The sequence below is a fragment of the Larsenimonas rhizosphaerae genome (genome assembly GCF_023700005.1).
In the GTDB taxonomy this organism is placed as follows: domain Bacteria; phylum Pseudomonadota; class Gammaproteobacteria; order Pseudomonadales; family Halomonadaceae; genus Larsenimonas; species Larsenimonas rhizosphaerae.
On sequence record NZ_JAMLJK010000001.1, the window covers coordinates 1,139,191 to 1,165,721 of the forward strand.

Annotated in this window: 20 protein-coding genes; 15 read left to right on the top strand and 5 right to left on the bottom strand. The window is 56.3% G+C overall.

What is annotated here, in order from left to right:
* Positions 1–80 precede the first annotated feature (80 nt).
* The gene (locus tag NAT21_RS05145; protein WP_250936244.1) at positions 81–596 is read right to left on the bottom strand and encodes a TspO/MBR family protein; all 516 of its coding nucleotides are present in this window, start codon (positions 594–596) and stop codon (positions 81–83) included.
* A gap of 291 nt (positions 597–887) precedes the next feature.
* On the bottom strand, positions 888–1,091 hold the full coding sequence (locus NAT21_RS05150; protein ID WP_250936246.1) for a putative motility protein: 204 nt from the start codon (positions 1,089–1,091) through the stop codon (positions 888–890).
* Between the two features lie 338 nt (positions 1,092–1,429).
* On the opposite strand from NAT21_RS05150, the gene NAT21_RS05155 reads away from it, so the two are divergent.
* From NAT21_RS05155 to glgX, 8 genes are all read left to right on the top strand, one after another.
* On the top strand, positions 1,430–1,654 hold the full coding sequence (locus tag NAT21_RS05155; protein ID WP_250936248.1) for a hypothetical protein: 225 nt from the start codon (positions 1,430–1,432) through the stop codon (positions 1,652–1,654).
* Positions 1,655–2,687: 1,033 nt separating this feature from the next.
* Positions 2,688–4,268, top strand: a complete 1,581-nt coding sequence (glgA, locus tag NAT21_RS05160; protein WP_250936250.1) for a glycogen synthase GlgA — start codon at positions 2,688–2,690, stop codon at positions 4,266–4,268.
* Positions 4,265–6,478, top strand: coding sequence for a 1,4-alpha-glucan branching protein GlgB (gene glgB, locus NAT21_RS05165; RefSeq protein ID WP_250936251.1), 2,214 nt, complete (start codon positions 4,265–4,267; stop codon positions 6,476–6,478). The genes glgA and glgB overlap by 4 nt, the downstream gene beginning before the upstream one ends.
* Positions 6,475–8,250 (top strand): malto-oligosyltrehalose trehalohydrolase, encoded by a 1,776-nt coding sequence (treZ, locus tag NAT21_RS05170; RefSeq protein WP_250936252.1) that lies wholly within the window; start codon positions 6,475–6,477, stop codon positions 8,248–8,250. Before glgB ends, treZ begins: the two co-directional genes overlap by 4 nt.
* Complete coding sequence (gene malQ / locus NAT21_RS05175) at positions 8,247–10,226, top strand: 4-alpha-glucanotransferase (protein ID WP_250936253.1); 1,980 nt, start codon at positions 8,247–8,249, stop codon at positions 10,224–10,226. Before treZ ends, malQ begins: the two co-directional genes overlap by 4 nt.
* A complete protein-coding gene (gene treY / locus NAT21_RS05180) occupies positions 10,219–13,107 on the top strand; it encodes a malto-oligosyltrehalose synthase (RefSeq protein WP_250936254.1) in 2,889 nt (962 codons plus the stop codon). Before malQ ends, treY begins: the two co-directional genes overlap by 8 nt.
* A gap of 80 nt (positions 13,108–13,187) precedes the next feature.
* Positions 13,188–13,607, top strand: coding sequence for a DUF2934 domain-containing protein (locus NAT21_RS05185; RefSeq protein WP_250936255.1), 420 nt, complete (start codon positions 13,188–13,190; stop codon positions 13,605–13,607).
* A gap of 49 nt (positions 13,608–13,656) precedes the next feature.
* Positions 13,657–15,858 carry a glycogen debranching protein GlgX gene (glgX, locus tag NAT21_RS05190; RefSeq protein WP_322974086.1) on the top strand — a complete coding sequence of 734 codons (2,202 nt, stop codon included), beginning with the start codon at positions 13,657–13,659 and terminating at the stop codon, positions 15,856–15,858.
* Positions 15,859–16,204: 346 nt separating this feature from the next.
* Here glgX and NAT21_RS05195 read toward each other — a convergent pair whose 3' ends face one another.
* The 3 genes from NAT21_RS05195 to NAT21_RS05205 all read right to left on the bottom strand — a co-directional run bounded on the left by NAT21_RS05195 (position 16,205) and on the right by NAT21_RS05205 (position 19,479).
* Entirely contained in the window at positions 16,205–16,444 is a 240-nt protein-coding gene (locus tag NAT21_RS05195; RefSeq protein WP_250936256.1) for a hypothetical protein, read from the bottom strand.
* Positions 16,445–17,012: 568 nt separating this feature from the next.
* Positions 17,013–18,779 carry a putative phage tail protein gene (locus tag NAT21_RS05200; RefSeq protein ID WP_250936257.1) on the bottom strand — a complete coding sequence of 589 codons (1,767 nt, stop codon included), beginning with the start codon at positions 18,777–18,779 and terminating at the stop codon, positions 17,013–17,015.
* 118 nt (positions 18,780–18,897) lie between these two features.
* Complete coding sequence (locus NAT21_RS05205) at positions 18,898–19,479, bottom strand: manganese efflux pump MntP (protein ID WP_250936259.1); 582 nt, start codon at positions 19,477–19,479, stop codon at positions 18,898–18,900.
* 399 nt (positions 19,480–19,878) lie between these two features.
* On the opposite strand from NAT21_RS05205, the gene NAT21_RS05210 reads away from it, so the two are divergent.
* From NAT21_RS05210 to NAT21_RS05240, 7 genes are all read left to right on the top strand, one after another.
* Positions 19,879–20,886 (top strand): TRAP transporter substrate-binding protein, encoded by a 1,008-nt coding sequence (locus NAT21_RS05210; RefSeq protein ID WP_250936262.1) that lies wholly within the window; start codon positions 19,879–19,881, stop codon positions 20,884–20,886.
* A gap of 43 nt (positions 20,887–20,929) precedes the next feature.
* Positions 20,930–21,475, top strand: a complete 546-nt coding sequence (locus NAT21_RS05215) for a TRAP transporter small permease (protein ID WP_250936267.1) — start codon at positions 20,930–20,932, stop codon at positions 21,473–21,475.
* 1 nt (position 21,476) lies between these two features.
* Positions 21,477–22,757: a TRAP transporter large permease gene (locus NAT21_RS05220; RefSeq protein ID WP_250936269.1), complete on the top strand. Its 1,281-nt coding sequence runs from the start codon at positions 21,477–21,479 to the stop codon at positions 22,755–22,757.
* An 18-nt stretch (positions 22,758–22,775) separates the two neighbouring features.
* A complete protein-coding gene (locus tag NAT21_RS05225) occupies positions 22,776–23,915 on the top strand; it encodes a mandelate racemase/muconate lactonizing enzyme family protein (RefSeq protein ID WP_250936276.1) in 1,140 nt (379 codons plus the stop codon).
* Positions 23,912–24,784, top strand: a complete 873-nt coding sequence (locus NAT21_RS05230; RefSeq protein ID WP_250936278.1) for an amidohydrolase family protein — start codon at positions 23,912–23,914, stop codon at positions 24,782–24,784. The genes NAT21_RS05225 and NAT21_RS05230 overlap by 4 nt, the downstream gene beginning before the upstream one ends.
* Positions 24,785–24,809: 25 nt before the next feature.
* On the top strand, positions 24,810–25,616 hold the full coding sequence (locus tag NAT21_RS05235) for an NAD-dependent epimerase/dehydratase family protein (protein ID WP_250936280.1): 807 nt from the start codon (positions 24,810–24,812) through the stop codon (positions 25,614–25,616).
* An 84-nt stretch (positions 25,617–25,700) separates the two neighbouring features.
* The gene (locus tag NAT21_RS05240) at positions 25,701–26,483 is read left to right on the top strand and encodes a 5'-nucleotidase, lipoprotein e(P4) family (protein WP_250936281.1); all 783 of its coding nucleotides are present in this window, start codon (positions 25,701–25,703) and stop codon (positions 26,481–26,483) included.
* Positions 26,484–26,531: the final 48 nt, after the last annotated feature.

Sequence of the window (26,531 nt, forward strand, 5' to 3'; positions counted from 1 at the left end):
GATGCGCCGGCCGAAATACCACCGGGCGCGCCTGCTGAGGTGCCTGATAATATACCGCCCGGGCGTTGATGATGCATGGCTCAGCCCAGCGCCGCCGGGTTTAACAGCCATACGGCTGCATTGAGCGCTGTTGCCAGGGTAACCCATGCCAGGTAGGGCAGTAACAGCAGGCTGGCCGGTTTATCGATACGCCAGAATGTTATCAGCGTGGCTAGAATCAATGCCCAGAGAAGACTGACATCTACCAGGGCCCACAGCCCCTTGAACCAGGCAAAAAACAGCCAGCTCCACAGGCCGTTGACGGCCAGCTGAAGCAGATAAAGACTCAAGGGGCGCTTTTGTACCGAGAATCCTCCCTTGCGCCATACACGCCAGGCAGCAATGGCCATCAGGGTATAGAGCGTTGTCCACATGGGGCCGAACAGCCAGCCGGGGGGAGCCCAGGCTGGTTGCTGCAGTGTGGTGTATACGTCACGAGCATCAATCGATGCCCAGGCGCCAAGGCTGATGACCAGCACACTGAGTGCCAGCCATCCGATCAGGCCGACAACCTGTCGTGTGCGTGTAAAGGTACTGCGGGAGGAGGAAGAGGTCATGAAGGCTTCTCTTGAAAGGTCCATGGTGATGACTTGTCTCAAGCCATTCTAGCCGATAGGGCTTTTATTCCAGCGAATCTGGAAATATTGAAATCGATATGATGCCTACGTGAGAGGGGATGGCGATGACTGCGGTGGGTAGAGCCGTTCAATAGCCAACAGTGCACCGAGTATTCATGAAGAATACTGAAGGGATATACCCCGGCTTCTGTTTCGCCTGCTTGCGGGGTTTACATGTCAGGGACATGAAAATGCCACCCCTGAAGGTGGCATTCTGTAACGTCATTACGCTCAGGCGTAGGTATTGATCTGTGTGCCAAGGCTGCCGGAGGTGGCCAGTTCTGCAGTCGGTTTAACCGAATCCATCAACTGATTGACGCTGGCGGCCTGTGTATCCAGCACTTCATTTAACAGACCTGCCTGTGCTTCCTGCATGGCATTGGCCTGTTGAAGAGCGGACGACATGCTGACCATGGCATTTATGGATGCATCCATGAATTTACCTCACTGCGTTAACACGTGAATTAAGGTACTTCACCTCTTCTATCGGCCGGTTTGAAGGCATCTTGGGCGTGGTTTCATGATATGAACACATCATTTTGGTGTTTTCTGCAGTCTTGCAGAAGTTTGCCAGGGGATCGTGGGTATTGATAAAGCCAGACAATGGTGCCGATTGTTGCTTTTTGTGAGAGCGGCTGTTGTAGGCGAGAGCGGATGCGATTAAAGTTGTGTTCAGGTTACAAAAAGAATCAATTCATTACTAATGAATGCTAAAGTTTCAGGCGGTGCCTCCGAGGGGCTGGTTCCTGCAGCAAACACCCGGGAGTACATATATGAGCAGGATTTTTTTGTCCTTTACGATTTATGAAGCGCTGCTGATCGTTCCTTTTCTGATGCTGACCATGTGGCTGCTTTTATGGTTATTCAGAGGGCCTCTCGATATGACGATGTCCAATGCAGAGCATGATGAAGAGCTGGATACCTTTCAGCCTCGTCCCTGGATTCGATTGCCGCGCTTTCGTCGCGAAAAGGATGACAACAAGAACATGGGGCTCTGATGCCTGCGTGATTCAATCCGCAAGTGCGACTACTTGGCACGTGCTTATACGGCAGAAACAGGAAGCCCGGCTATATGCCGGGCTTCCTGTTTCTGCGTTGAAGGTCAGGGAAGGTCGTCAGGAGATATGCCAAGTGAATTGCACAGGGCTTTTTCAACAGCATGCTTGAACCGTGTCACAAGAAGATAAAGATGGCTCATCCGTTCGCCCCTGATGGCAATAGCGTTTCTTGACTCACCTTTATTGCTGATGAGTGCAATTGATTAGTAGGGCTATTGTCTAATACCTGGGCGGGTTTCTAAACGATAATAACGCGGAATTAATTGCTTTTATTAGTTTTTTTGTATTAGTTCCTGAGGTCCATGTGGGAGTACGTTACATCGCCAAAATAAAGTTTGTACTGCGGGCTCTGTCGGGAAGCAGATAGGGCACGAGTAAAAAAACCGCCGGCCATTTTACCGGTCGCGACGGTTTTTGATAAAACCGGTCCATCCTGCGGCAGATCAGGCATCCTCCCTGTTTCTTCTGGTGTTATGCCTTCCTGGCGGGTCCCCGCCCCGCCTGCCTTTATTGAGCCGGCAACTTCAATGTGGCACATGCTGGATATTTGAAAAGTGATAAGGCGGGTTCTGCGAATGTAAGCTGCGCTGGGACACTTGGGGCCCCTGATCCCTTTGGATGATGAGGAAAATCTCATCTATACGAGTGCCAGAGCGTGAATGTTGCCAAAAGTTACAAAAAAGTGCCTGAAAAGCAGAATGAGATTTTGACGGTAGGGGGCGTGGGAACTATATCCACTATATAAGATTCTGTTTAAAACGATGCAGAGTCCTTTCCCTGAAGCAGGTAATCAGGTGTCGGTGGTGCAGGATGCACGCCGAGCAGGGACGTTTTGTGTCATGGCAAGGATGCCGGAGCACGCAATGAACGTCTAAAGCTGACATGCCGTCAAGGCAACGTATGTGTCCGCCTCCCTCCGTGGCCTGACTCGGCATGATATGCGGTACCATCGCCCTTAACGCGAGGTAAGCTCATGTCTAATCCAGCAGCCGTCGAGTCTTCCCGGCCGTCAGTCATTCCGCCCTTGCCCTCCGCTGCAATGCGAACACCCAGTGGGCTTTACTCCGTTCCGCTTGAACCTGGCAAACCCATTCTCTTTGTTACCTCCGAACTGGCTGATTTTGTCAAGGTTGGCGGGCTTGGTGATGTATCAGCCGCGCTGCCACGGGCATTGCTGCGCTATTACGACATGCGTGTCCTGATGCCGGCTTACAGGGAGGTTGTCGAAAGCCTGTGGCCCATCGAGATTGTTGCACACCTGCCGGGACTTGCCGAGATTCCGGCCTGCGACCTTGGTCGGGTTTATCTCCCGGAGGGTCTGATTGTCTATGTGCTGGTATGTCCGGAACTTTTTGAACGTCCCGGCAGCCCGTACCTGGACGAGCACGGACGGGAATGGCCGGATAATCATATCCGGTTTGCTCGCTTGTCCCTGGCTGCGGCACAAATGACGAGTCTTGAGGGTGATGTATTCAGTGACAACGGTTGGCACCCGGAGCTTTTGCATCTGAATGACTGGCAAACCGGTCTGACGCCTGCCTACCTGCGCTGGGAAGGTGATGAAACGCCGTGCGTCTATACCATTCACAATCTGGCCTATCAGGGCGTTTACGGTGTCGATCGGCTGGCATCGCTGGGCATTCCCGAGCATGCCTTTACCGAGGAAGGGCTGTCCTTTTATAACCAGCTCTCCTTCATGAAGGCAGGGATCGTTTACAGTGACCACATCACGACGGTCAGTGAAACCTACGCTCGGGAGATAACGACGCCCGAATTTGGCTGTGGCCTGGAAGGGTTGCTGTCTTCCTGCGCCGAGCAGGGCCGATTGAGCGGGATAACCAATGGCATTGATGACAGCTGGGATCCAAAGACGGATGCCTATCTGGCCTGTGCCTTTGCGACCAACGACTGGGCCGGCAAGCGCGTCAATACCGAGCACGTTCGTCGCATGTTCCGTCTTGCGGTCAGCCATGGGCCGCTATTTGCGGTCGTGTCGCGGCTGGTACACCAGAAGGGGCTGGACATGACGATTGCTGCTGCCGAATCGATCGTGCGTGCCGGTGGTCAGCTGGTGGTCATTGGTTGTGGTGAACCGGCCATCGAGGAGGCCCTGCGTAATCTCGAGGCACGTTTCCCGGGCGCCATCGGAGTTTATATCGGTTTCAGCGAGCGTGAGGCCCGCTGCATCTTTGCCGGCAGCGACTTCCTGTTGATGCCGTCCCGGTTTGAGCCCTGCGGGTTATCGCAGATGTACGCCCAGCGCTTCGGCTCCCTGCCGGTAGCGCACCGTACCGGTGGACTGGCCGACACCATCGAAGATGGGGTAACCGGCTTTTTGTTCAATGAACTGCATCAATCGGATTTTCAGCATGCCATTGACCGGGCCTTCCGGGTGTATGGCTGTACTGAACTGTTCTATGCCATGCGGCGTGCGGCCATGGCGATCTACTATCAGTGGCGGTTGTCAGTGACACCTTATCGCCGTCTATATCATCAGTTAATGGACCTCGAGAGCGCCGGCAATGCTGGTTCGATACGGAGAGCTGCTCAATGACCACCATGTCCGTATCCTGTCCCACTCCGGACGAGATCGAAAGAAATGCATTGACGCGTTTGGGCACAGCCAGTCATGGACACCCATTCGACTGGCTGGGCCCGCACGTGAATGGTGATATCTGTATTGTTCGGGGTCTGTTTCCAGGTGCCGAACAGGTTGAGCTGATCGGGCCTGACGACGCATTGCTGGCCTCGGCAGAGCACCAGGTTGAAGGGGTCTTCCGGGCCTGCCTGCCGCTGAATACATCCTATCGGTTCAGGGTGCGCTGGCCTGATGGGCGAGAGCTCGTGACTCAGGATGCCTATCGGTTTGATCCGATGCCGGGTGAGCTGGACCTTTACCTGTTCAGTGAAGGGCGCCATCGTGAGCTGGCACACGTCTTCGGTGCAACGGTTGTAAAAGTGGATGGCGTGGCAGGAGTGCGCTTTACGCTCTGGGCTCCGAACGCACAGCGTGTTTCCGTAATCGGTGCCTTCAATCAATGGGATGGCAGACGCCACCCCATGACGCCGCACGATGAAAGCGGTATCTGGGCCTTGTTTGTTCCTCACCTGGAAGAAGGTGAGTGCTACTGCTTCGAGATGCTGGATTATCATGGTGAGGCTCGCCGCAAGGCGGATCCACTGGCGCGCCAGAGCGCACTGGAAAATCAGGTGGCTTCGATTGTCACCGGCAATCGGTTGTACGACTGGCATGACAATGCCTGGCTTCAACGGCGCTCCACGACGGACATGCGTCGTGCCCCCCTGTCGATTTATGAGCTTCATGTACTGTCCTGGCAGCACGACCACGAGGGAAAAACCCTTGGATGGGATGATCTTGCCTCCCGTCTGATTCCATGGGTGGCCGATCTGGGTTTTACCCACATTGAACTGATGCCGGTCAGTGAACATCCCTTTGTGGGGTCATGGGGGTATCAGCCGATCGGCCTGTTTGCGCCGATGTCGCGTATGGGAACACCGGAATCCTTTGCCAGATTCGTGGATGCCTGCCATACCGCCGGGATCGGCATCATCATCGATTGGGTGCCGGCGCATTTTCCTTCCGACGAATTCGGGCTTGTCAATTTTGATGGCACCGCCCTGTACGAACATGCAGACCCGCGGGAAGGATTCCACCCTGACTGGAATACCCTGATTTATAACGTCGGTCGTCATGAAGTGCGTGGTTTTCTGATCGCCAGCGCCCTGGAATGGTTTGAACGTTTTCATATCGATGGGCTGCGGGTCGATGCCGTGGCGTCGATGCTGTATCGCGATTACAGCCGCGAAAGTGATGCCTGGGTGCCCAATGTGCACGGTGGCCGGGAAAATCTTGAGGTGATCGAGTTTCTGCGTGAGCTCAACACTACCGTGGCGGATCGTTGCCCGGGCACCATGATGATTGCCGAGGAATCCACTGCCTGGCCAGGCGTAACGGCATCGGTGGAGATGGGGGGGCTGGGTTTTACCTTCAAATGGAACATGGGGTGGATGCACGACACCCTCAATTACATGGGGCGTGATCCGCTTTTCCGCCGTCACCATCATCACGAACTGACCTTCGGGCTGCACTATGCCTTTTCCGAGCACTTCATTCTGCCGCTGTCTCATGATGAGGTTGTACATGGAAAGGGCTCTATGCTGGGCAAGATGCCGGGGGATGAAGCGACGAGACTGGCCGGTCTGAGGGCTTATATTGCCTTCATGTGGGGACACCCTGGCAAGAAACTGTTGTTCATGGGGGCAGAGATCGGCCAGTGGCGAGAGTGGGACCATGACCACGAGCTGGACTGGCAACGGCTGGATGAAGCCGGCCCACGCGGGCTTTCGCGCAGCATTGCCGATCTGAACCGTATTTATGTCAGCGATCCGGCGCTTCATGCGCGCGATACTGACCCGGGCGGGTTTTCCTGGGTGGTCAAGGATGATTACGAAAACAGTGTCTTTGCCTTTCTGCGCTATGCAGAGCAGGGCAAGGCCCCACTGCTGGTGGTATGTAACATGACACCCGTGGTGCGCCATGAGTATCACATCGGCGTACCGGTCATGAGTGCCTGGCGAGAAGTCTTCAACAGCGACAGTCGCTTTTACGGGGGCAGTAACATGGGCAATGGCAGTGCCGTACATGCACACCCGGAGCCCAGTCACGGGCAGCCGGCATCCCTGCGGTTGACGCTACCACCGATGAGCACGCTTTATCTGCGTCAGGGAGACTGGCCTACATGAGCAATTCAGCAACGGGTGATGGGCAGTTTCGGCATCGTAACCGCTTTGGTGCCGATATTGTCAGCCAGGGGCTGGTGCGGTTTTCCTTCTGGGCGCCGGTGGTCAGGCATGTGGTGCTTGAGTTGGCGCGCTCTGAAGGAGAGGAGTTCGAGCGGCTTGAAATGCACAATACCGGTGAAGGGCACTTTGTGCTTGAGACGGCCTGCCATGCGGGAGCCGTTTATCGATACCGTATCAGTGATGAACTGAGCGTACCCGATCCGGCCGCACGGGCCCAGAAGGGCGATGTCGATGGCCCTAGCCGCGTTGTTGATCCTTCCAGATACGTCTGGCGCCATACGCGCTGGTCGGGACGGCCCTGGCATGAGGCCGTCATTCTGGAAGTGCACGCGGGAGCGCTGGGCGGGTTTTCCGGGCTTCGCACGCGGCTTGAGGCCTGGGCTGCCCTGGGAATCACGGCCATTGAGCTCATGCCGGTCAATGCCTTCCCGGGCAAACGTAACTGGGGGTATGACGGCGTACTGCCTTATGCGGTTGATTCCACCTATGGCAGCCCGGACGAACTCAAGGGATTGATAGATGACGCCCATGGCCATGGTCTCATGGTGATGCTGGACGTGGTGTATAACCACTTTGGCCCTGACGGCAACTATCTGTCTCACTATGCGCCTTCGTTCTTTACCGGCAAGCACACGCCCTGGGGCGATGCGATCGACTTTGATCAGCCCGAGGTGAGTGATTATTTCATTGATAATGCGCTGATGTGGCTGATGGAGTATCGATTTGACGGGTTGCGACTGGATGCGGTGCATGCCATCGACAACGATGAGTTTCTACGTGCCTTGCAAGCCTCTGTGCATGAGCATGTCGAGCCCGGCCGCCAGATTCATCTCGTTCTGGAAAATGAACGCAATAGTGCCTCCCTGCTGGAAGATGGTTTCGATGCCCAGTGGAACGATGACTTTCACAATGTGCTTCATACGTTGTTGACCGGCGAGAAGGAAGGCTATTACGCCGACTATGCTGATGATGCGACGAACAAGCTGGCGGCCTCGCTTGCCGGGGGGTTTGTCTTTCAGGGGCAGGCAGACCGCCGGGGCCATGCGCGCGGCGAACCCAGCCGTCATTTGCCCACAACGTCCTTTATCACGTTTTTGCAAAATCACGACCAGGTCGGTAACCGGGCATTGGGCGAGCGACTGATTCACCTGGCCGAGCCGAGCCGACTGCGTGCCGCCACCACGTTGTTGTTGCTGTGCCCGATGATCCCGATGTTGTTCATGGGGGAAGAGCAGGGTGAAACAGCACCTTTTTTCTTCTTTACCGATCACAAGGCCGAGTTGGCAGATGCGGTACGAGAAGGGCGTCGCGGCGAGTTTGCCGAGTTTGAGGCCTTCAAGAATGAAGATGCCCGTAACGCCATCCCGGATCCGAATGCTGCTGCGACCTTTGATGACTCCTGCCCCGGCCTGGTCGGTGACCAGTCCTGGGCAGCGCTGTATTCGACGCTGCTTTCCCTGCGCCACCGTCATCTCGTACCCCGCTTGAGTGGCACCTGGCCCGAAGGGGCCACTGTCCTGGGAGAGGGTGCCGTGCAGGCGATCTGGCGGCTGAGCGATCACAGCGCATGGGTGATGGCCATCAACCTGGGGAGCGAGGCTGTCCATCTATCGGTACCCGCCGGCGATGTGGTTCATGACACGCACCCTGACGCCGACATGACGTCGCTGATGCCTGGACGCTGTATCGTCTGGCAGGATGGGTCTTCATGACTCCGCTCGAACAACTGGCGCGTGATGCGGGCCTTCAAGTGGTGTGGGAAGACAGTGACGGCCAGACACGGACACTGTCTCCCGATACGCAGCGCCAGGTGCTGAGGGCACTGGGCTATGCTGCGGATGATGAAGAGGATATCGCTGAAAGCCGAGTGCGACTGGCCCGCCTGACTGCTCCGGAAACGGTGGATCAGTGGCCGGCCATGATTACTGCGGTGGTGAATCAACCCATCGTGCTGCCTGGCATGTTGCCGCAGGGAACGCCGTATACCGTTATCCCTGAAGAGGGAGATGGTCTACCGGACGTGCTTGATGCCAGTGGATGCCTGAGACCAATCAGTCTTCCCGGCTACTATGTACTGGATATTCTGGGACACGAACTTACGCTGGCGGTGGCACCGACGCGTTGTCCAGGCATTCAGGAACTGGCGCCTCGCCGTAAGGTCCCGCTGTCCGGGCTGGGCGTACAGCTTTACAGCCTGCGCCGGTTCGGCAACAACCGTGGAATGGGAGATATAGAGGCTCTGGCACTGCTGGCTGAAGCTGCCGCAGCGCAGGGCATTGATGCATTGGCCATCAGCCCGGTACATGCGCTGTTTCCAACACGGCCACATCAGTTCTCCCCGTATTCTCCTTCGAGTCGTCTGGCATTCAATCCGGGATATACAAGTCTTGGCGAGCCGGACGAGCCGGGCAGTAATACCGCGCTGATAGATTATCCCGCCGTATTGACGTCACGCTGGGCGGCGTTGACAGAGGCCTTTTATGCCATGGACGCTGCCGAACGGGATGCGTTTGAGGCGTTCTGTCGCGAAGAAGGGCTTCGCCTTGAGCGTCATGCCTGCTTTGAGGCCATGCTGGAGTTGCTGGGGCCCAGGGAAGACTGGCCAACGGCGTACAACCAGCTTGACAGTGAAGAGGTAAGACAGTTCGTGCAGGTGCACCGGGAGCATGTTGAACGCTATCAGTTCGCTCAGTGGTGTATCACCCGTGAGCTGGTTCAGGCTCAGCAGCGAGCGCGCAGGGCGGGCATGGCTGTCGGCCTGATTGCCGATATCGCTGTCGGGGTGGACCCTCAGGGAAGTCAGGCGTGGGCACATCCGGAAGATGTTCTCGATACGATCCATGTCGGCTCTCCTCCTGATGCCTTCAATGCCAACGGTCAGGATTGGGGTGTCGCCGGCTTTTCACCTCAGGGGCTGCTGCAGCATGGTTTCCGTGGCTTTATCGAGACGGTCAGGGCGGCCCTCAAGGGCGCTGGGGGGCTGCGTATTGATCACATCATGGGGTTGTCGCGCCTGTGGCTGATCCCTCAGGGAGCGGCACCCACCGAGGGTGCCTACGTTCGTTATCCGGAACAGGATCTGTTGCGTCTGGTGGCGCTGGAAGCCTGGCAGCATCAGGCACTGGTGATCGGTGAGGATCTCGGGACCGTTGAACTGGACTTCCGTACCCGGCTGGATCAGTCCGGCATTCTGGGAATGGGGGTGCTGTGGTTTGAGCGTGAGGCCGAAAGCTTTACTCGCGCTGCGGATTATCCTGCCCGCGCTGTATCCATGGCCAGTACACATGATCTGCCGACCGTGGCTGGCTGGCTGGCGGGTCGAGATATCCACTGGCGGCATCGGTTGGGCATGCTGGGTGATACCGCGCTTGACGAGGCCATGGCGGAGCGCGCCAGGGAGCGAACGTGGCTGGCCGAGGCGCTGAATATTGATGCTGATTCATCGGTAGACCGCTGGCTTGAAGCCGTGGCTTACCACATCGGCGCTACGCCTGCGCCACTTGCGTTGCTGCCATTGGAGGATTTGCTGGGCCTTGTGGAGCAGCCCAATCTGCCTGGTACGCTGGATGAACACCCCAACTGGCAGCGACGACTGCCGGTCAATGTTGAACGGCTGTTTGATAGTGAAACCGTTCGGATGCGGCTCAAGGCCTTGATCAAGGGACGACAGGAACACCACCATGGTTGATGAAAACACGGCCTATGCCGACAACGTCGTGCCAGGTTACCCATTGCGTGCCTGTTATCGCCTTCAGTTTCACGCAGACTTCACGCTTGATGATGCCTGTGCTCAGGTCGAGTATCTGGCAGCCCTGGGGGTCAGCCATATATATGCTTCTCCCCTGTGGGCTTCTCGTCAGGGGTCGACTCATGGCTATGATGGCATTGATCCGACTCGGCTGGATCCCGAGATCGGTGATGAAGAAGCTCTGGAAAGGCTGGTGGAGCGTCTGCGCTCGTTCGGCATGGGGTTGATCGTTGACTTTGTGCCCAATCACCTGGCCGTGGGCGGAAGCGAAAACCATTACTGGCAGGATGTGCTGCGCTGGGGGCAGCAAAGCCGGTTTGCTCCGATGTTTGACATCGAGTGGATCGGACATGGTCTCCTGGAGCTTGAAGGAAAGCTGCTTGTCCCGTTCCTTGGCCGCCCCTACGGTGAAGTCCTTGCCGAAGGTGAACTCAGGCTGGCGCTCGACGAGGACACGGGCCTTTTTCACATCGCCTACTTTGAGCACTGCTTCCCGATTGATCCTCGTACCTGCTCGATGATCTTCAAGGAAGCCGGGCTTGATGCGGTGTCACACGCCTGCGAGCAGATACCTCACATGGTGTCGCTGGAGGCCGGGGCCGCCAGAGCCGGTAGCGCCGTCATGGAGGCCAGACACACGGAGCAGGGCCACCAGGCCATCGACGCGCTTCTGGCGAGTTATCAGGGGCAGGAGGCTGATGCGCACGCGCGATTGCACCTGCTGCTGGAGCAGCAGAATTACCGGCTGGCCTATTGGCGAACCGCCAATGACCAGCTCAACTGGCGTCGGTTTTTCGATATTACCGAGCTGGGGGCTGTCTGTGTTGATAACCCCACCGTCTTTACCCTTACCCATACCTATTTGCTTGAGCTGGTGGCTCGTGGGCTGGTCGATGGCGTTCGACTGGACCATGTGGACGGCCTCGCCGATCCGGCAGGATACTGCCGACAGCTCCGGCAGCGACTGGATGAAGCAACATCCCGGCGCCCTGTGCAGGCGATTCAGGGCCCGCTGCCGATTCTGATAGAAAAGATTCTTGAAGCCGATGAAACCCTGCCCATGGACTGGGGTATCTCGGGCACGACCGGCTATGAGTTCATGAATGCCGTATCCCTTCTTCAGCATGATCCGGAAGGTGAGGCGGCGTTGACGGCCCTGTGGCAGGCCCATGCCAGCGATACCATGGAGTTTGATGATGAGGTGATAAAGGCTCGTCGTGAAATCATGGCAACCGCTCTGGTAACGGAGTTCCAGCGCGCCGTGAGAGCGCTGGTGGGCGTAGCGCAATGTCAACCGGGTACTCGTGACATCACTATCCAGGCGCTTGGGCGCGCCACTCGGGCAGTGGCTGCTCATTTTCCGGTGTATCGCTCCTATGCCGATGACCAGGGGTGGCCTGCCGCGGAAGTCGTCATGTGGGAAGCTACCCTGGATGAGGCGCGGTCTGAGCTGGCTCCTCCTGATCATGCTGTTCTTGAATACATGGCGCAGTGGCTGGGCCGTCAGCCGCCATCAGATGTTCCACAAATAGAGTGTGACGCGCGGATGACGGCGATCACTCGATTTGCGCAGCTGACTTCTCCGTTGGCTGCCAAGGCCGTGGAGGATACGGCGGGCTATCGCCGGGCGGTTCTGATCTCTCGCAATGATGTCGGATTCAACGGCGCACGGATGAGTGCACCGGTGGCTGATTTTCATGCGTTCAATCAACACAATGCCCGTACCTTTCCTCATACCCTGGTAACAACTGCGACTCATGATCACAAGCGGGGGGAGGATGTCAGGGCCAGGCTGGCTGTATTGTCTGAAACAGGTCAGGGGTATCGCGATCTGGTGACTGGGTGGCTATCCATGTCCGGTGACCTGCAGGCGCAGGGCAGGAGGCTGGTCGAAGCCGACGAAATGATGCTGTATCAGATCATTGTCGGGGCCTGGCCCCTGTCACTGACACCTGATGATCAGCCCGGATTGAACGCGTTTGCCGAGCGCGTCGCGAACTGGCAGCAAAAGGCCTTGCGTGAAGCCAAGCAGCGTTCCCACTGGCTTTATCCTGACGAGGTCTATGAAGCTGCCTGTCGTGATTATGTGATGGCCCTGCTGACAACCCCTGCCGGGGCGGTGCTGCGTGGTGAGCTGGCATCACTGGTGACCGCCATCAGTATAGCCGGCGCGCTCAACGGGCTGGTGCAGACGCTGCTGAGACTCACGGTGCCTGGTGTACCTGACTGCTATCAGGGCACCGAGCGCTGGGATTTTTCACTGGTTGATCCCGACAATCGTCGCCCGGTGGATTATGGCCTTCGTCGTGCCCAGCAACATGACGCGCGCTCGGTGGTTGAACTGTTACCGGGGTGGCGTGATGGCCGGGTCAAGCAGGCGATGATCATGGATGTACTGGCACTTCGGCATCGCTTTTCCACGCTGTTTGCCGAGGGGCAGTATCTCCCGCTTGAGGTGACCGGCTCGAAGCGGCATCACGTGGTAGCGTTTGCGCGACAGCATCAGAACCAGATGATCATTGTCGTGACGGTTCGGCATATGGCGTCCATGCTGAAGGATGCGACCATGCCACAAGTGGCTCCCGATGCCTGGGGCGATACACGACTGGATCTCACCTCACCTGGAAGTGCATGGTCCTCGTGGTTTACACGTAAGCGCGTGTCCTCCGGCGGGGCGCTGTCCGAACTTCTGGCTGAATTGCCCTTTTGTATACTGGTGCGTGAAGTGCGTCCTGACGCCCAGGGCGAGCAGGCTATGGCTGAAGAAGCCGTGTCTGACAGGGCGCTTGCTGATTTACCTGCTACGGATTCAATGCACTGACAGGCTTCCAGCGGACCAGGGAAGCATTATTTTTCAATACGTCGAGGCATATCGTATGCCTCGCCAGGGAGGGTGTCGTCATGGCTGATGATCAATTGCGTATTCGTTTACTGGCTTACCGAATCTGGGAATCCGAAGGGTGCCCGGATGGGCAGTCCGAGCGCCACTGGCAGATGGCCAGTCGTCTGGTGGCAGCGGAACGAATTACTGATCTGCCCAAGGAAGTGCCGCAGCGTTTCGAGATGAACCCTTCCGGACCGAAGGAACATGCTGTCGCAGAAGACGGGGCCGCTGTTGCAGTGCCTGCCGGGGCAGAAGAGAAAACGCCGGCTGCGCCTGCCAGGGCCAAACGAACCACGACATCACGTCGAAGTGTTGATGCAGCTGCGGAGAAGGATGGCAACGTCAGTGTCGAGAAGCCTCCACGTCGTGCCACGGCCAAACGAGGCAGCAAGGGCGGAAAGGCGAGTACCCGAGCCAGACAGGCTCCCGGCGAATGATCGGTAGCCGATACAACATACTGATTTCAAGTACTCACAAGGGCCTTTCATGACCACATCAACGCATTCCGGGGAGTCGACGCCAGGGGTAACCACTCCGGCGCAGGCACCTCTCATGCATACAGAAGAAGGCAGTCGGGTTCAGGAAGGCCTGCCCTATCCTCTGGGCGCGACCTGGGACGGGCTGGGCATTAACTTCGCCATTTTTTCGGCCCATGCCACCAAGGTTGAGCTCTGTCTTTTCAGTGACGACGGTCAGACCGAAATCGAGCGAATTGAATTGCCCGAGTATACCGATGAGGTCTGGCACGGCTATCTTCTCGATGCTCGTCCTGGTCTGCTCTATGGGTATCGGGTTCATGGCCCCTACGCACCGGAAGAAGGGCATCGCTTCAATCCCAACAAGCTGTTGATTGATCCCTGTGCCTGCCAGCTGGTAGGTGAGCTGATATGGGATGATGCCCTTTACGGGTATACGATCGGGCATGAAGATGGTGATCTGAGTTTTGATGAGCGTGACAGCGCGCCGTTCATTCCCAAGTGTCGAGTGATCGACCCGGCATTTACCTGGGGCCGCTCGCAGGAAATTCATGTGCCCTGGGAGCGGACGGTATTTTATGAGGCGCATGTGCGGGGATTGACCATGCGTCATCCCGATGTCAGTGAGAACGTGCGCGGTACCTTTTCCGGGCTGAGTGAGCCGGCAGTACTTGATTACCTGCGAAGCCTTGGTATCAGCTCACTGGAATTGATGCCCATTCATGCCTTTGCCGATGACCGGCACCTGCAGGAGAAGGGACTGCATAATTACTGGGGCTACAATACCCTGGCCTTTTTTGCACCTCATCAGGCATACATGGCCACCAGCACCATCAGCGAATTCAAGCAGATGGTTGCCTGCTGTCATGCCGGTGGTATCGAGGTCATTCTGGATGTGGTGTACAACCATACCGCCGAGGGTAATGAACTTGGGCCAACGCTTTCCTGGAAGGGAATCGATAACGCCAGCTATTACCGTCTGATGCCGGATGACAGGCGCTATTACATCAATGATACCGGTACGGGAAATACCCTGAACCTGTCTCACCCCAGGGTGCTGCAACTAGTAACGGATTCACTGCGTTACTGGGCGCTGGAAATGAGAGTGGACGGTTTCCGTTTTGATCTGGCTACCATTCTTGGACGTGAGCCCCATGGGTTTGATGAAGGCGGGGGGTTTCTGGATTCCTGCCGACAGGACCCGGTGCTGTCGCGCTGCAAACTGATCGCGGAACCCTGGGACTGTGGCCCGGGTGGCTATCAGGTAGGCGGCTTTCCTCCGGGGTGGGCCGAGTGGAACGATCGGTATCGCGATACCATGCGTGCATTCTGGAAAGGTGATGACGGCACCCTGGCTGATTTCGCGACACGGTTGACCGGGTCTGCTGACCTGTTTGACCACCGTGGTCGCAAACCGTATGCCTCGGTCAATTTTGTCACGGCCCATGACGGTTTCACGTTGCGGGATCTGGTGACCTATAACGACAAGCATAACGAAGCGAACGGTGAAGATAATCGTGATGGCCATGACGATAATCATTCATGGAACCACGGGGTCGAAGGCTGGACCGATGATCCGGAGATCAGCGCGTTGCGCATGCGTCAGATGCGCAATCTGATCGCGACTCTGATGTTCTCGCAGGGTACGCCCATGCTGCTGGCCGGCGATGAATTTGCGCGAACCCAGGGAGGAAACAATAATGCGTACTGTCAGGACAGCGAGATTGGCTGGATAGACTGGGACCTGTCGGACGAAGGTCGCGAACTGCTGGAGTTCACACGACGAGTTATTCGATTGCGTCAGCATTACCCCATCCTGCACCGTGGTCGGTTCTTGACCGGCGAATTCAATGAGGAGCTGGGTATTCAGGACATCAGCTGGATGACTCCTGATGCCACGTTAATGGATGTACCCGATTGGAATGATGCCCATGCCCATGCCATTGGTGTCATCCTTGATGGTCGGGCGCAGCCTACAGGAATACGTCGCGCAGGATCAGACAGTACGCTTTTCATTATTTTCAATGCGCATCACGAAGCCATTGAATGGCGTCTGCCGGAGGTGGCTCATGGTCGGCTCTGGATGCGCTGTCTTGATACTGCACAGGCGTCTGATGCGCCGGTCAGTCGAGACGCCATGCTGGAGTTCGGGAGTATGTACAACGTGCAGCCCCGTTCTCTGGTCCTGATGGAGCTGATGCCGCTGTTTTGAAACGAAAATAGTGTCACCGGGCGGGCCATAGAGTGTCTGTTGAATGGGCGCTCTATGGCCTTTTTATGGTCGATTGCCTACTGGCCGCCTATTAAAAAGCCCCGCCACGAGGGCAGGGCCTTTGATATCAACAGCAGGGTTCAGAGTGATGAAGAAGCTCTTGCATCATGCCCGTGTGAAGCATGGTGCGACCTCGCCAGTCTCAGAGCCTGCTCCAGATCTTCTGCGGCACAGGTAACAGTATTACACCTGGCACACAACACATCATTTCCCTGATCGCGCTTTACAGGCACCATGAATTGATCATGGCTGCAGGAAGAGCACTTCAGATCAAGTGCAACTCGCATCATGATGCAAGTTGCGTAGCGTCTGATGAGGTGGTTGTGCGGTTCATCTGGAACGCCAGAATTCTAGACTGGTTCAGCGCCTGAAATGCCAGGCTGGGAGAATGAATGTCATTCCAGTGGCCTACGGTGTCCAGAAATTCACCACATTCATGGCAACTGATTTCAGCACAATCATCTTCATCGTTGCTGGAGATAATCTGTTTGCTTCCGCAACGATGGCAGCTCATTCCGTAATTCATGTTCGCATTCCTTGCGTTGGTCAAGTTGCCATCCTGGCAACACTATTCGTCGGTGCTTGATGCCGGGCATCCTTGCCGGCCGCCGGTTCCCTTTCGTGGCGCAGCACAAACAAGATCGCATATTGTAGTAGGTCTGTACAATATTTTTTTTTTAAAAAATGTACAGTTAAGGGTTGGTGGTATCCAGTACATTTCATTGGCCGGAGTGGACAGGTTTAAGGTTATAACCTTATGTATTTATTATTTTTAAGGAATGCTCAGCTCGGCGCGGCTGGTGCTCGACACTGGGTGAGCAGGCACTGGGCAGGCAATGTGTCGGGGCGTTTTTATCGGCAGGTTATACCAAAGGGTTATCGCATTTGTATAATGTTTTAATGACCCCGTAAGTAATGATGCGTCGCCTGTCTGACAGGAACCTGGGGCACGCTGTGCTACTGACAGGATAAGCTCGGTGATCAGAAGGGCAGCGGAGCGGGTATGTATGGAAGGGTCCGCGACATCAAGCGCGGTGGCCATTGCAATGCCTTATAAGAAGCGCCCGTCGGGACGGGCGCTTCTTACTCCTGAGTTACTTGCCATCTGTTTCCATGAACATGAGAGCAAATCCGCGGGACTCCGGGATTACGGCATTGCCTGTCTTGGCATCCTTGAAATAAAGCCGTACGCCCTTGCAGCGCTGATATGCACTCCATGAATGGCCATAAGCATTGATGGGCTCCCAGTGAGAGAAGCGAAGTCCTTCCTGGTTGACCGTGACCATGACGATGGGATCCCTGAAATGATAGTGGTCATTGATGAGCGACACATACTCGTCGTCGATCTCGACGGTATCAAACAGGGCCATCCCCTTGCCGGTATGTTCACCTGGCTTGTACGGCCCATCGTATTCCATCAGATAAGGCATGGCGGTAAGCGCTGATGCAATGACCTTTTTGCTGCTGTCAGCCGGTAAGGTGTTGATGACTGGTACACGCGCCTGAAAATGGCCTGACATGAACGGCGCCAGCGCGATATTTGCATCGGTCCCCGCGTCCGCCAGAATACGGCGTGGATAATAAAGCTCTACTTCGGAATGTTCGTCCTCGCCTTCGCTGATATAAATCTTCTTTTTGCCGGCTTTCAGTGTGATGTTACCGGCAGAGTTCAGTTTGATGTCGGCGGCACCATTTCTGTTTCTGTTGGTCTCGATACTGAAGTCATTCAGCCGGGTCCAGTCATCCAGTTCCTGAGTAATCCCGTTGACCTTGAAGAAGCTGCCTGCTCCGGTTGCCGACGAAACTGATACCGTATTGTTATCGACATTAACGCCGCCGAACGCATTGGTATAACGGCCGGCCTCGGGTGAAAGCGTGTTTTTCCACCCACTGGCAAAGTGGAAACTATTGCCTGAGGCAAAACAGTCCGTGATTTGACCGCGGGCAGTAGCCTTGATGATGGGAATGGGTTTGTCCGAGTTGCCACCTCGTTCAATCCAGTTACCTTCAATACGGGTATTGAAAATGGTTTTGGTTCGAATCAGGGAGTTGTCACAGACTTCCCATACATTATCGATCAGGGCGCCCCCCCAGAACTCATTTCCACTGAGAATGCCGTAGGTAACATACTGGCACTGATTTCGGATGAAGCGCACCGTAGTGGCTATCAGCTTGTTGCCTATTTCCAGGCAGGCGTGGGTATCGGTGAACTGGCAGTCACGGATCGTGATATCGCAGGCCGTATCAGTATGTATGGCATCGAGGCGTTTCATGCGGAACGTACATTCGCTGACCTGATTGCAATAACCGTTGAGCTTTATGGCGTAGGCATTCGGGTTATCCCTGGCATTATTCGGTGCAAAGAAAGACAGCCCCTGAGCATGATAAACATTCGAGAAGATCGGGCCTTCCAGCTCATTCATGCTTTTTAACGAGGCGCGGTTGCTTGAGTTACCGAAGTGTCCCCACTGCTTGCCCACGACCTTCAGGCGGTTCGTCAGTTCTACCGTCCGATCAAAGCTGAATATGCCTCGAGTCGGCACTTCGATGGTGGTCACCAGCTGAGAGTCAGCCAGACGTTGAAAAGCGTCACTGCTGCTTGTTTTGCCTGTGGGATCTGCGCCCCACATCAGCGGGTTGCCGGTTTCCCCGGATGACCAGATACGTTGATAGCGTGCTCCGGAGCTTGTAACGATGGTATCGCCACCATCATCGTCATTTTTGCTTGAAGGGGCATGGCGATAGCGACCACTGCCATAGCCGGGAACCGTATGATGATCGACTTCAACGACCTCTTCCTGTTTGGCAGGAGTGCGCTGACGAAGTTCTTCGATATTATTGAGAAAAATAATAGTAGTCATGTTCCGCTCCCTGAGTATTTGCTTGCAGGTGTTGGCTTGCATGACCAGTGTCGCGATAGTGTTGATCAGGGTACAGGCGGGGCAGGTGTGGCGGGCAGGTGCGACACCTGTAGCGAAATCAGGCGCTCAAGTGATCGATCAGAATACTCAGACCAATGGCAATCAATATTACACCGCCCAGCATTTCGGCGCGGCGGCCAAAAAGCCCACCCAGGCGCTGTCCAAGCAGGGTGCCAATCATCACCATCAGGGCCGTGGAAAACCCGATAGCCAGACACGCATGTATGATATTGACGTCGGCAAAGGCGAGGCTTACTCCCACGACCAGTGCATCAATGCTGGTGGCAATGGCCGTCAGGACAAGCTGAATCAGCGAGGTGCTTGAAGGCGAGGTTGCTGCGTCTGTATCCGGATCGGGTCGAGTGACCTGACGAAGGCTGGTGTACACCATGCGCCCACCAAGAACAGCCAGAAGGGTGAAGGCAATCCAGTGATCCCACTGCATGACCCATTGGCTGGCAGTAATACCCAGACACCAGCCGATCAGCGGTGTCAGTGCTTCAATGATTCCAAACAGCAGTCCGGTACGTACTGCCCTTGCGATGCTGGGTCTGGTCAGTAACGCTCCCTTGCTGACGGAGGCGGCAAAGGCGTCGGTTGACATTGAGAAGGCAAGAAACGTCAGAGAATAAAATGTCATGACAGAAGGTTCATCGGCAACCGGACCATGGAATGTGGTGTATAGACGTCAATGATAAGGCTTTTTTTTAAAATCTCAATAAAAACAATAATTTACACTGGTTTTATTGTGTAGTTCAACGACATTGTTTCATCAGTGGTTGTGTTGTTTGCCGAATGGATAGCAAGATTTCCAGGGTGATGATGATTAACTCGGGTTGAATTGGTTTTTCTTTTATCATTCCCGATACCGCTGTTTCCCTTCCTGGACTTAAGGTGATTAATCCTTGGTGTGATTGTTATTCGAACGCCTTTAGCGAATTATTATTTGTATGATGTATTACCTAGTTGCTCTGGAATCCCCCATGATCGGCAGCTCCGCTGGATTGTCGTCACTATTACAATAATCGAGGAATATCCCATGCTTCTGATGGCTCACCGTCCCCCTCGCTGTGCACTGGTGCTGGCATTAACCGCCACGCTGGGCATGATGTCGATGCCAGCCGCTGCCGACAACTGGCGTGGGTGGAACATTCATCCGGCAGGCTATCCCAATAGTGTCGCCATGAAGCAGTTTGCCGACCAGGTTACCGCGGGAACACATGGAGATATCAGGGCAAAGGTCTATGACAATGCCATCCTCGGGGATCAATCCGATGCCATCGAGCAGGTCCGTAACGGGGCACTGAATTTTGCCAATTTCAACATGGGGCCGATGGGGCCTATCGTGCCGGCTACCAATGTGCTCTCGCTGCCCTTTCTGTTTGAGGACATCGAGGCCATGCACACGGTCATGGATGGCCCGATTGGTGTGAAGTTCGCCGATGCCCTGGCGGACAAGGGGCTGGTTGTACTGGCGTGGTTTGATTCCGGGGCCCGCAGCCTTTACAACACCAAACGTCCCATTTCCACGCCTGATGACCTCAAGGGGCTCAAGATTCGTGTCATGAACAATGACCTTTATGTCGACATGATTGACGCCCTTGGAGGGAATGCGACCCCCATGTCCTACGGCGAGGTTTACCAGTCCCTCAAGACCGGGGTGCTGGATGGCGCTGAAAACAACTTTCCGTCCTATGAATCCAGTAACCACTACGAAATTGCGCCGTATTTCTCCACCACAGATCATCTGATATTGCCGGAGTGTCTGTGCGTTGCCAAAACCACTTGGGACGCGATGTCTCCAGAAGATCAGAACGTGGTCCAGCAGGCGGCCACTGATGCCGGCGCGTTGCAGAGAAAGCTGTGGGCCGAGCGGTCCGAAACAAGTCGTGAGAAAGTCATTGCCGCTGGCTCCAAAGTCAATGAGATCAAGGACAAGGCAGCCTTTCAGAACCGGATGGCACCGATCTATACCGAGTTCACTGAAAGGTATCCGCAGTTTGCATCGTTGATCGAAGAGATCAAAACCGCGCAGTCTCCGCAGTAATAGCAGGGATGTCTACTTTTCCTGATCAAGGCAGGGGGGCTTTATGTCTGCCAGTGTTCATCTGACGCAGTCCCGGCGCGTGGCGGGCAGGGCCCGTCTGTCCCTGGGGCATGAGCGATGCATGAACGGCGCTGCCTGGTTGTGCATGGCCGTGTCCGGTGTGTTGATGGTGTATCTGATCGGCAGCTTCGGCTGGCTGGTTTTCGGTCGCTACGTGCTTAATGACACGCCGACCTGGGTTGAGCAGTCCGCGCTGGTGTGTGTGGTGTATATCACCACCCTGGGAGCTGCGGCCGGTGTCCATCACCGGGTCCACCTGAGCATCGATTTTCTGAAGGATCGCTTGAGCGGTTGGCCTCAGTGTGTGAACAGCGTTGTGGCGAATGCCTTTGTCATTGTGTTCGGTCTTCTGATGGCCTGGCAGGGCGGTGTCATGTTCATGGGAAACCTTGATCGGCCCATCCCGATGGTCGGTTTATCGGAAAGCTGGCGCGCGGCGCCGCTGGTGGCGAGTGGGGTGCTGATGGCCTGGTTCGCACTGGCTCAGTGTGTGGATGCCGTGATCCATCGTACCCGGGAGGGGCAGTGACATGGGGCTTATCATTCTGTTTGGCATCTTTATTCTCGGACTGGTCGTTGGTGCGCCGGTTGCCTTTGCCGTCGGACTGGCGGCAGTCAGCGCCTTCATCTACGAAGGTATTCCTCTGTTTGTTGCCTTTCAGCGGATGCTGTCCGGCATGTCTGTCTTTTCACTGTTGGCCATTCCCTTTTTCATCTTTGCCGGCGAACTGATGCTGCACGGCGGAATCTCCGACCGCCTGGTGCGATTTGCGTCTGCTGCCGTAGGGCGCGTGCGAGGCGGCCTGGGGCTGGTCAATGTCAGTTCGTCCATGCTGTTTGGCGGTATTTCCGGATCAGCGGTGGCGGATACCTCGGCGCTGGGCTCCATTTTGATTCCTGTGATGAAAGAGAAGGGCTATGACGCGGATTACGCTGTCAACGTAACGGTCACGTCTTCGATTGCAGGTGTGGTTATTCCACCCAGCCACAACATGATCCTCTATGTCGTGGCGGCGGGTGGCGGTATTTCGGTAACACAGCTTTTTATTGCCGGTCTGGTGCCTGGGGTCCTGATGTGCGTTGTGCTTGGCTTTGCAGCTTGGCTTGTCGCGGTCAGGCGGGGGTATGCCGGTGAGCCCTTTCCCGGCATAAAGGCTCTGGCGATAAGCCTTGTCGCCGCACTGCCCGGGCTGCTTACTGCCGTCATTATCGTGGGGGGCGTGCTCTCCGGTATTTTGACCGTGACTGAATCAGGCGCTTTCGGTGCGATCTATGCGCTGCTGGTAACGATTCTGATCTACCGGCAGATGACCTGGGCCGGCTTCAAGGCTGCGGTGTTTCAATCGGTGCGCACCACCTCGATGGTCATGATACTGGTGGCCTGTGCCTCGGCCTTCTCGTGGCTTCTGGCGCTTTACGATGTGCCGACGCTGATGAGCGAAGCACTTTTAAGTATTTCAGATCGTCCCTGGGTCGTGTTTCTGCTGCTGAATATGCTGCTGCTGGCTTTAGGCATGGTGATGGACATGGCCGCTCTGATTCTGATCTGTACTCCCATCTTCCTGCCGGTCGCGACTCAGTTTGGAATGGATCCCATTCAGTTCGGCATTATCCTGATGATCAATCTGGGGCTGGGATTGTGCACTCCACCGGTCGGCTCATGTCTGTTTGTCGGTAGTGTGATCGGCAAGATCAGGATCGAGCAGGCCGTCAGGACCATCTGGCCCTTCTATCTGGCCCTGTTTGCGGTACTGATGCTGGTGACCTACATACCGGCGGTGTCGCTGACGCTTCCTGCATTGATCAAGTAAACCGGTCCGGGAGATAACATGCGTATCAAATCGGTAGTGGCTCATGTTCTGGATGCCCCCCTTGAGCGGGCTTTTGAGAGCGCCAGTATGAGGTTCGAGCGCCGTCAGGCCTGTCTGGTAGAAATTACCTGTGATGATGGGACCATCGGGTGGGGTGAGTGTCTTGGTCCTGCCCGTGCCAATGCCGCCATCGTGACCATTTATGGCCGGATGCTTGAAGGCATGAACCCACTGGACACGACCTGTTGCTGGTCCGAGCTCTACAATCTGCTGCGTGACCAGGGGCAGCGAGGGCTTGCCGTGACGGCCCTTAGTGGGATCGATATTGCCCTTTGGGATATCAAGGGGCGTCATCTGGGTGTATCGGTCGCGACGCTCCTCGGTGGCCGCTTTCGTGAGTCCGTGCCGGCCTACGCCACGGGAGGATTTCGGACGGACGGTCTTGATCGCATTGCCTCCATCAGCGCCGACATGGGGCGTTATGCCCGTGAGGGGTTTTCCGGTGTCAAGATCAAGATCGGATTTGATGTCGAGGAAGACCTTCGACTGATTCGCGCGGTGCGTGAGGCCATCGGCCCCTCCGTCCGGCTGATGATCGATGCCAACCATGGCTATGATGCTCTTGAAGCCATCGAGCTGGGCCAGCGTGCGGCGATATTTTCCATCGACTGGTTCGAGGAACCGGTAGTGCCGGAACAATTGTCGGCCTATCAGGCAGTTCGTGCCGGTCAGCCGATTCCAGTGGCAGGCGGGGAAACCTGGCAGGGTGCCTTTGCCATGCAGGAGGCCTTGAAGGCCGGTGCCGTGGATATTCTGCAGCCGGATGTCTGTGCGGCAGGCGGGCTGACGGAAGCGCTGCGGATCGTGGCGCTTGCGGATCTGCATGGTATTCGTCTGGTGCCCCATGTATTTGGCACCTCGATCGGCATGGCGGCAGCGCTTCAGTTTCTGGCGGCTCTTCCCCCGTCTCCACGCAGGCGCGAGCCTCGCCCCCTGTGGTTTGAATTCGACTGTACCCCCAATCCCTTGCGTCAGGCGATGGTCACATCGCCTCTGCTGCCTGATGCCGGCTGGATGAATATTCCTGACGGCCCGGGCCTTGGTATCGATATTGATCGAGCAGGTTTGAATCGCTTTCTTCAAGGAGCCTCGGCATGACCTCTGTTCCTGATAATTTCAGGCCGCTCGACGGTCGTGCTCCGCGGTTGATCACCCCGCCAGGCGCGACTGACTGCCACATTCACCTGTATCCGAGAGGGCATGAGGCAGAACCTGATGGTCTGGCCATTCCGGCCTGGGCCGAGCCGGAAGATTACCGGGCCTATCAACGATGGCTTGGTCTGGAGCGCGTTGTGCTGACGCAGCCCAATGCGTATCAGGCCAACAATGCCGCCTTGCTCAAGGGGCTTGAGTCCTTGGGCCCGGATGTGGCGAGAGGGGTGGCAGTGGTCAGGCCGGATACTCCCGAAAAAGAGCTGTTGGCGCTGCATCGTGCCGGCGTGCGCGGGGCTCGAATCATGCAGCTGCCCGGCGGTGCTGTCGGCATTGATCAGGCTTGCGCCGTGGAGGCACGTGTTCGTGATTACGGCTGGCATTTGATGATTCAGTTCAACGGGCAGTCTCTCATGACCTACCTGCCGGTACTGGAACAGCTCAAGGGCCCGTTCATCATTGATCATCTGGGCAAGTTCATGGACCCGGTAGCTGCAGATGATGCCCGGATTGACGCCCTCGCCAGATTGATGGATCGCGGTGATGTCTGGTTCAAACTGTGTGCCCCTTATGAAAGCAGCCTGACCGGTGGGCCAGACTTCGAGGATGTGGGCGCGGTTGCCAGAAGAATGATTCACCATGCGCCCGAGCGGGTTATATGGGGCAGTAACTGGCCTCATGTCGGGGTGCCTCGTACGCATTACCCGGATGACGTCGACCTGCTGGATGTATTGATGCGCTGGGCCTCTCCGGCGGAGCAACAGAGAATTCTGGTGGATAATCCTGCCGAGCTTTACGGCTTTGCGACCCCCTGAAACAGACCACAAGGAGGAGTGCCTCATGCTCGAGCGTTTATTGGTCACCGGAGCCGCCGGTGGTGTAGGAAAAGCGATTCGGTCACAGTTGTCGGACCTTGCGCGTCAGGTGCGATTGTCCGATCTGTCGGATATTGATGAGCTGGCTGCCCATGAAGAAAGCAGGCCCTGTGACCTGGCGGATATGCAGGCCGTTCGTTCGCTGGTTGCTGGCTGTGACGGCATTCTTCACCTGGGAGGGGTTTCGGTTGAAAAGCCGTGGCAGGGTATCCTGCAGTCCAACATCGTTGGCACCTACAACCTCTATGAAGCCGCTCGGCAGGAAGGGAGGCCGCGTATTGTTTTTGCCAGTTCCAATCACACCATCGGGTTTTATACGCGCCACGAGCGGATTGATACTCGTGTTCCGCATCGGCCGGATTCACTGTATGGCCTGTCAAAGTGTTTCGGTGAGGACCTCGCCAGCCTGTACTGGGACAAGTTCGGAGTGCAGACCCTGTCGGTACGCATTGGCTCCTGTTTTCCGCAGCCCAGGGATCAGCGCATGCTGGCAACCTGGATGAGTGTGGCGGATTTCATGCGCCTGCTGGTGCAGGCCTTTGATGCGCCTTTTCTGGCTCATACGGTCATTTATGGCGTATCCGACAACGATGAGTGCTGGTGGGACAACCGGCATGCCTCGTTTCTGGGATGGCGGCCGGAAGACAGTTCGGCCCCCTGGCGTGCTCAGGCACTGGATGCCACACCGGTGCTGCCGGTGGATGCTCCCGAGCTGCGCTATCAGGGGGGCGGATTTGCAGCACAGGGCCATCCGGACGATACCGACGACTGAGGAGAATGTTCGCGTAACCGGGCGATCATATGCTGCTATGCTTTTCTGACCCTACCAACAACAATCATGTCAGGAGAAGACAATATGGTCTCGGTCAGTCTTGCACGTTACGCCGGAGTCATCGGGTGTGCCACGGTGCTGGGTCTTGGGGCAGGTGCGGCCATGGCCCAAAAGCAGGACCCCGTCGCCGCGCAGCTTTGTGAACCGATGGCCTACCGTATGGGGCTGCACTATCAGCAGTCTGCTGAAGTGGCTGCCCTGCAGCGTCAGAGCTATGTACTGGCTTCCCTGCGGCTGGATCAGGCACTCGCCGCCCATCCTGATACAGACAATCTGGCTATCATCACTGACCTTGACGAGACCGTACTTGATAATTCGTCTCTGCTGGTACGTGACATGGAACGCTGTCACGATTACACCACGTGGGATACCTGGCACGACTGGGAAAAAGAGGGCGTGCCGACATTGATTCCTGGCGCTCTGGCGTTTCTCGAGAAGGCTGACAGGGCCGGTGTGTCCATTTATTACATTTCCGACCGCTCGGACGAAAACAAGTCCGATACGATAGCTACGCTTGACCGGCTTGGCCTGCCTCAGACCAGTGAGGATCATGTCCTGCTTCTGGGGCCGCCGAAGGCAGAGCGCCGCGCCAGCGTGTTGAAGGATCACACTGTCATCATGCAGCTGGGTGATACCCTGCATGACTTTTCGGACCGCTTTGCCGGTACCACGCCAGCTCAGGATCATCAGCAGGTTCAGCGCAGCGCCGACCATTTCGGCCATGACTGGATCATGCTGCCCAATGCGGCCTATGGACACTGGAGCGATTCAGACCTCAAGACATGGCAGGAAAAAAGCCACCAGTGACCCCGGCTGAAGGCCACGTGCTCAAGGTGGCCTTCCCCTTTGCGACAA

Coding starts and splice junctions, on each gene's coding strand:
- NAT21_RS05145 (WP_250936244.1), bottom strand. CDS start 596: ATGACCTCTTCCTCCTCCCGCAGTACCTTTACACGCACACGACAGGTT.
- NAT21_RS05150 (WP_250936246.1), bottom strand. CDS start 1,091: ATGGATGCATCCATAAATGCCATGGTCAGCATGTCGTCCGCTCTTCAA.
- NAT21_RS05155 (WP_250936248.1), top strand. CDS start 1,430: ATGAGCAGGATTTTTTTGTCCTTTACGATTTATGAAGCGCTGCTGATC.
- glgA (WP_250936250.1), top strand. CDS start 2,688: ATGTCTAATCCAGCAGCCGTCGAGTCTTCCCGGCCGTCAGTCATTCCG.
- glgB (WP_250936251.1), top strand. CDS start 4,265: ATGACCACCATGTCCGTATCCTGTCCCACTCCGGACGAGATCGAAAGA.
- treZ (WP_250936252.1), top strand. CDS start 6,475: ATGAGCAATTCAGCAACGGGTGATGGGCAGTTTCGGCATCGTAACCGC.
- malQ (WP_250936253.1), top strand. CDS start 8,247: ATGACTCCGCTCGAACAACTGGCGCGTGATGCGGGCCTTCAAGTGGTG.
- treY (WP_250936254.1), top strand. CDS start 10,219: ATGGTTGATGAAAACACGGCCTATGCCGACAACGTCGTGCCAGGTTAC.
- NAT21_RS05185 (WP_250936255.1), top strand. CDS start 13,188: ATGGCTGATGATCAATTGCGTATTCGTTTACTGGCTTACCGAATCTGG.
- glgX (WP_322974086.1), top strand. CDS start 13,657: ATGACCACATCAACGCATTCCGGGGAGTCGACGCCAGGGGTAACCACT.
- NAT21_RS05195 (WP_250936256.1), bottom strand. CDS start 16,444: ATGAATTACGGAATGAGCTGCCATCGTTGCGGAAGCAAACAGATTATC.
- NAT21_RS05200 (WP_250936257.1), bottom strand. CDS start 18,779: ATGACTACTATTATTTTTCTCAATAATATCGAAGAACTTCGTCAGCGC.
- NAT21_RS05205 (WP_250936259.1), bottom strand. CDS start 19,479: ATGACATTTTATTCTCTGACGTTTCTTGCCTTCTCAATGTCAACCGAC.
- NAT21_RS05210 (WP_250936262.1), top strand. CDS start 19,879: ATGCTTCTGATGGCTCACCGTCCCCCTCGCTGTGCACTGGTGCTGGCA.
- NAT21_RS05215 (WP_250936267.1), top strand. CDS start 20,930: ATGTCTGCCAGTGTTCATCTGACGCAGTCCCGGCGCGTGGCGGGCAGG.
- NAT21_RS05220 (WP_250936269.1), top strand. CDS start 21,477: ATGGGGCTTATCATTCTGTTTGGCATCTTTATTCTCGGACTGGTCGTT.
- NAT21_RS05225 (WP_250936276.1), top strand. CDS start 22,776: ATGCGTATCAAATCGGTAGTGGCTCATGTTCTGGATGCCCCCCTTGAG.
- NAT21_RS05230 (WP_250936278.1), top strand. CDS start 23,912: ATGACCTCTGTTCCTGATAATTTCAGGCCGCTCGACGGTCGTGCTCCG.
- NAT21_RS05235 (WP_250936280.1), top strand. CDS start 24,810: ATGCTCGAGCGTTTATTGGTCACCGGAGCCGCCGGTGGTGTAGGAAAA.
- NAT21_RS05240 (WP_250936281.1), top strand. CDS start 25,701: ATGGTCTCGGTCAGTCTTGCACGTTACGCCGGAGTCATCGGGTGTGCC.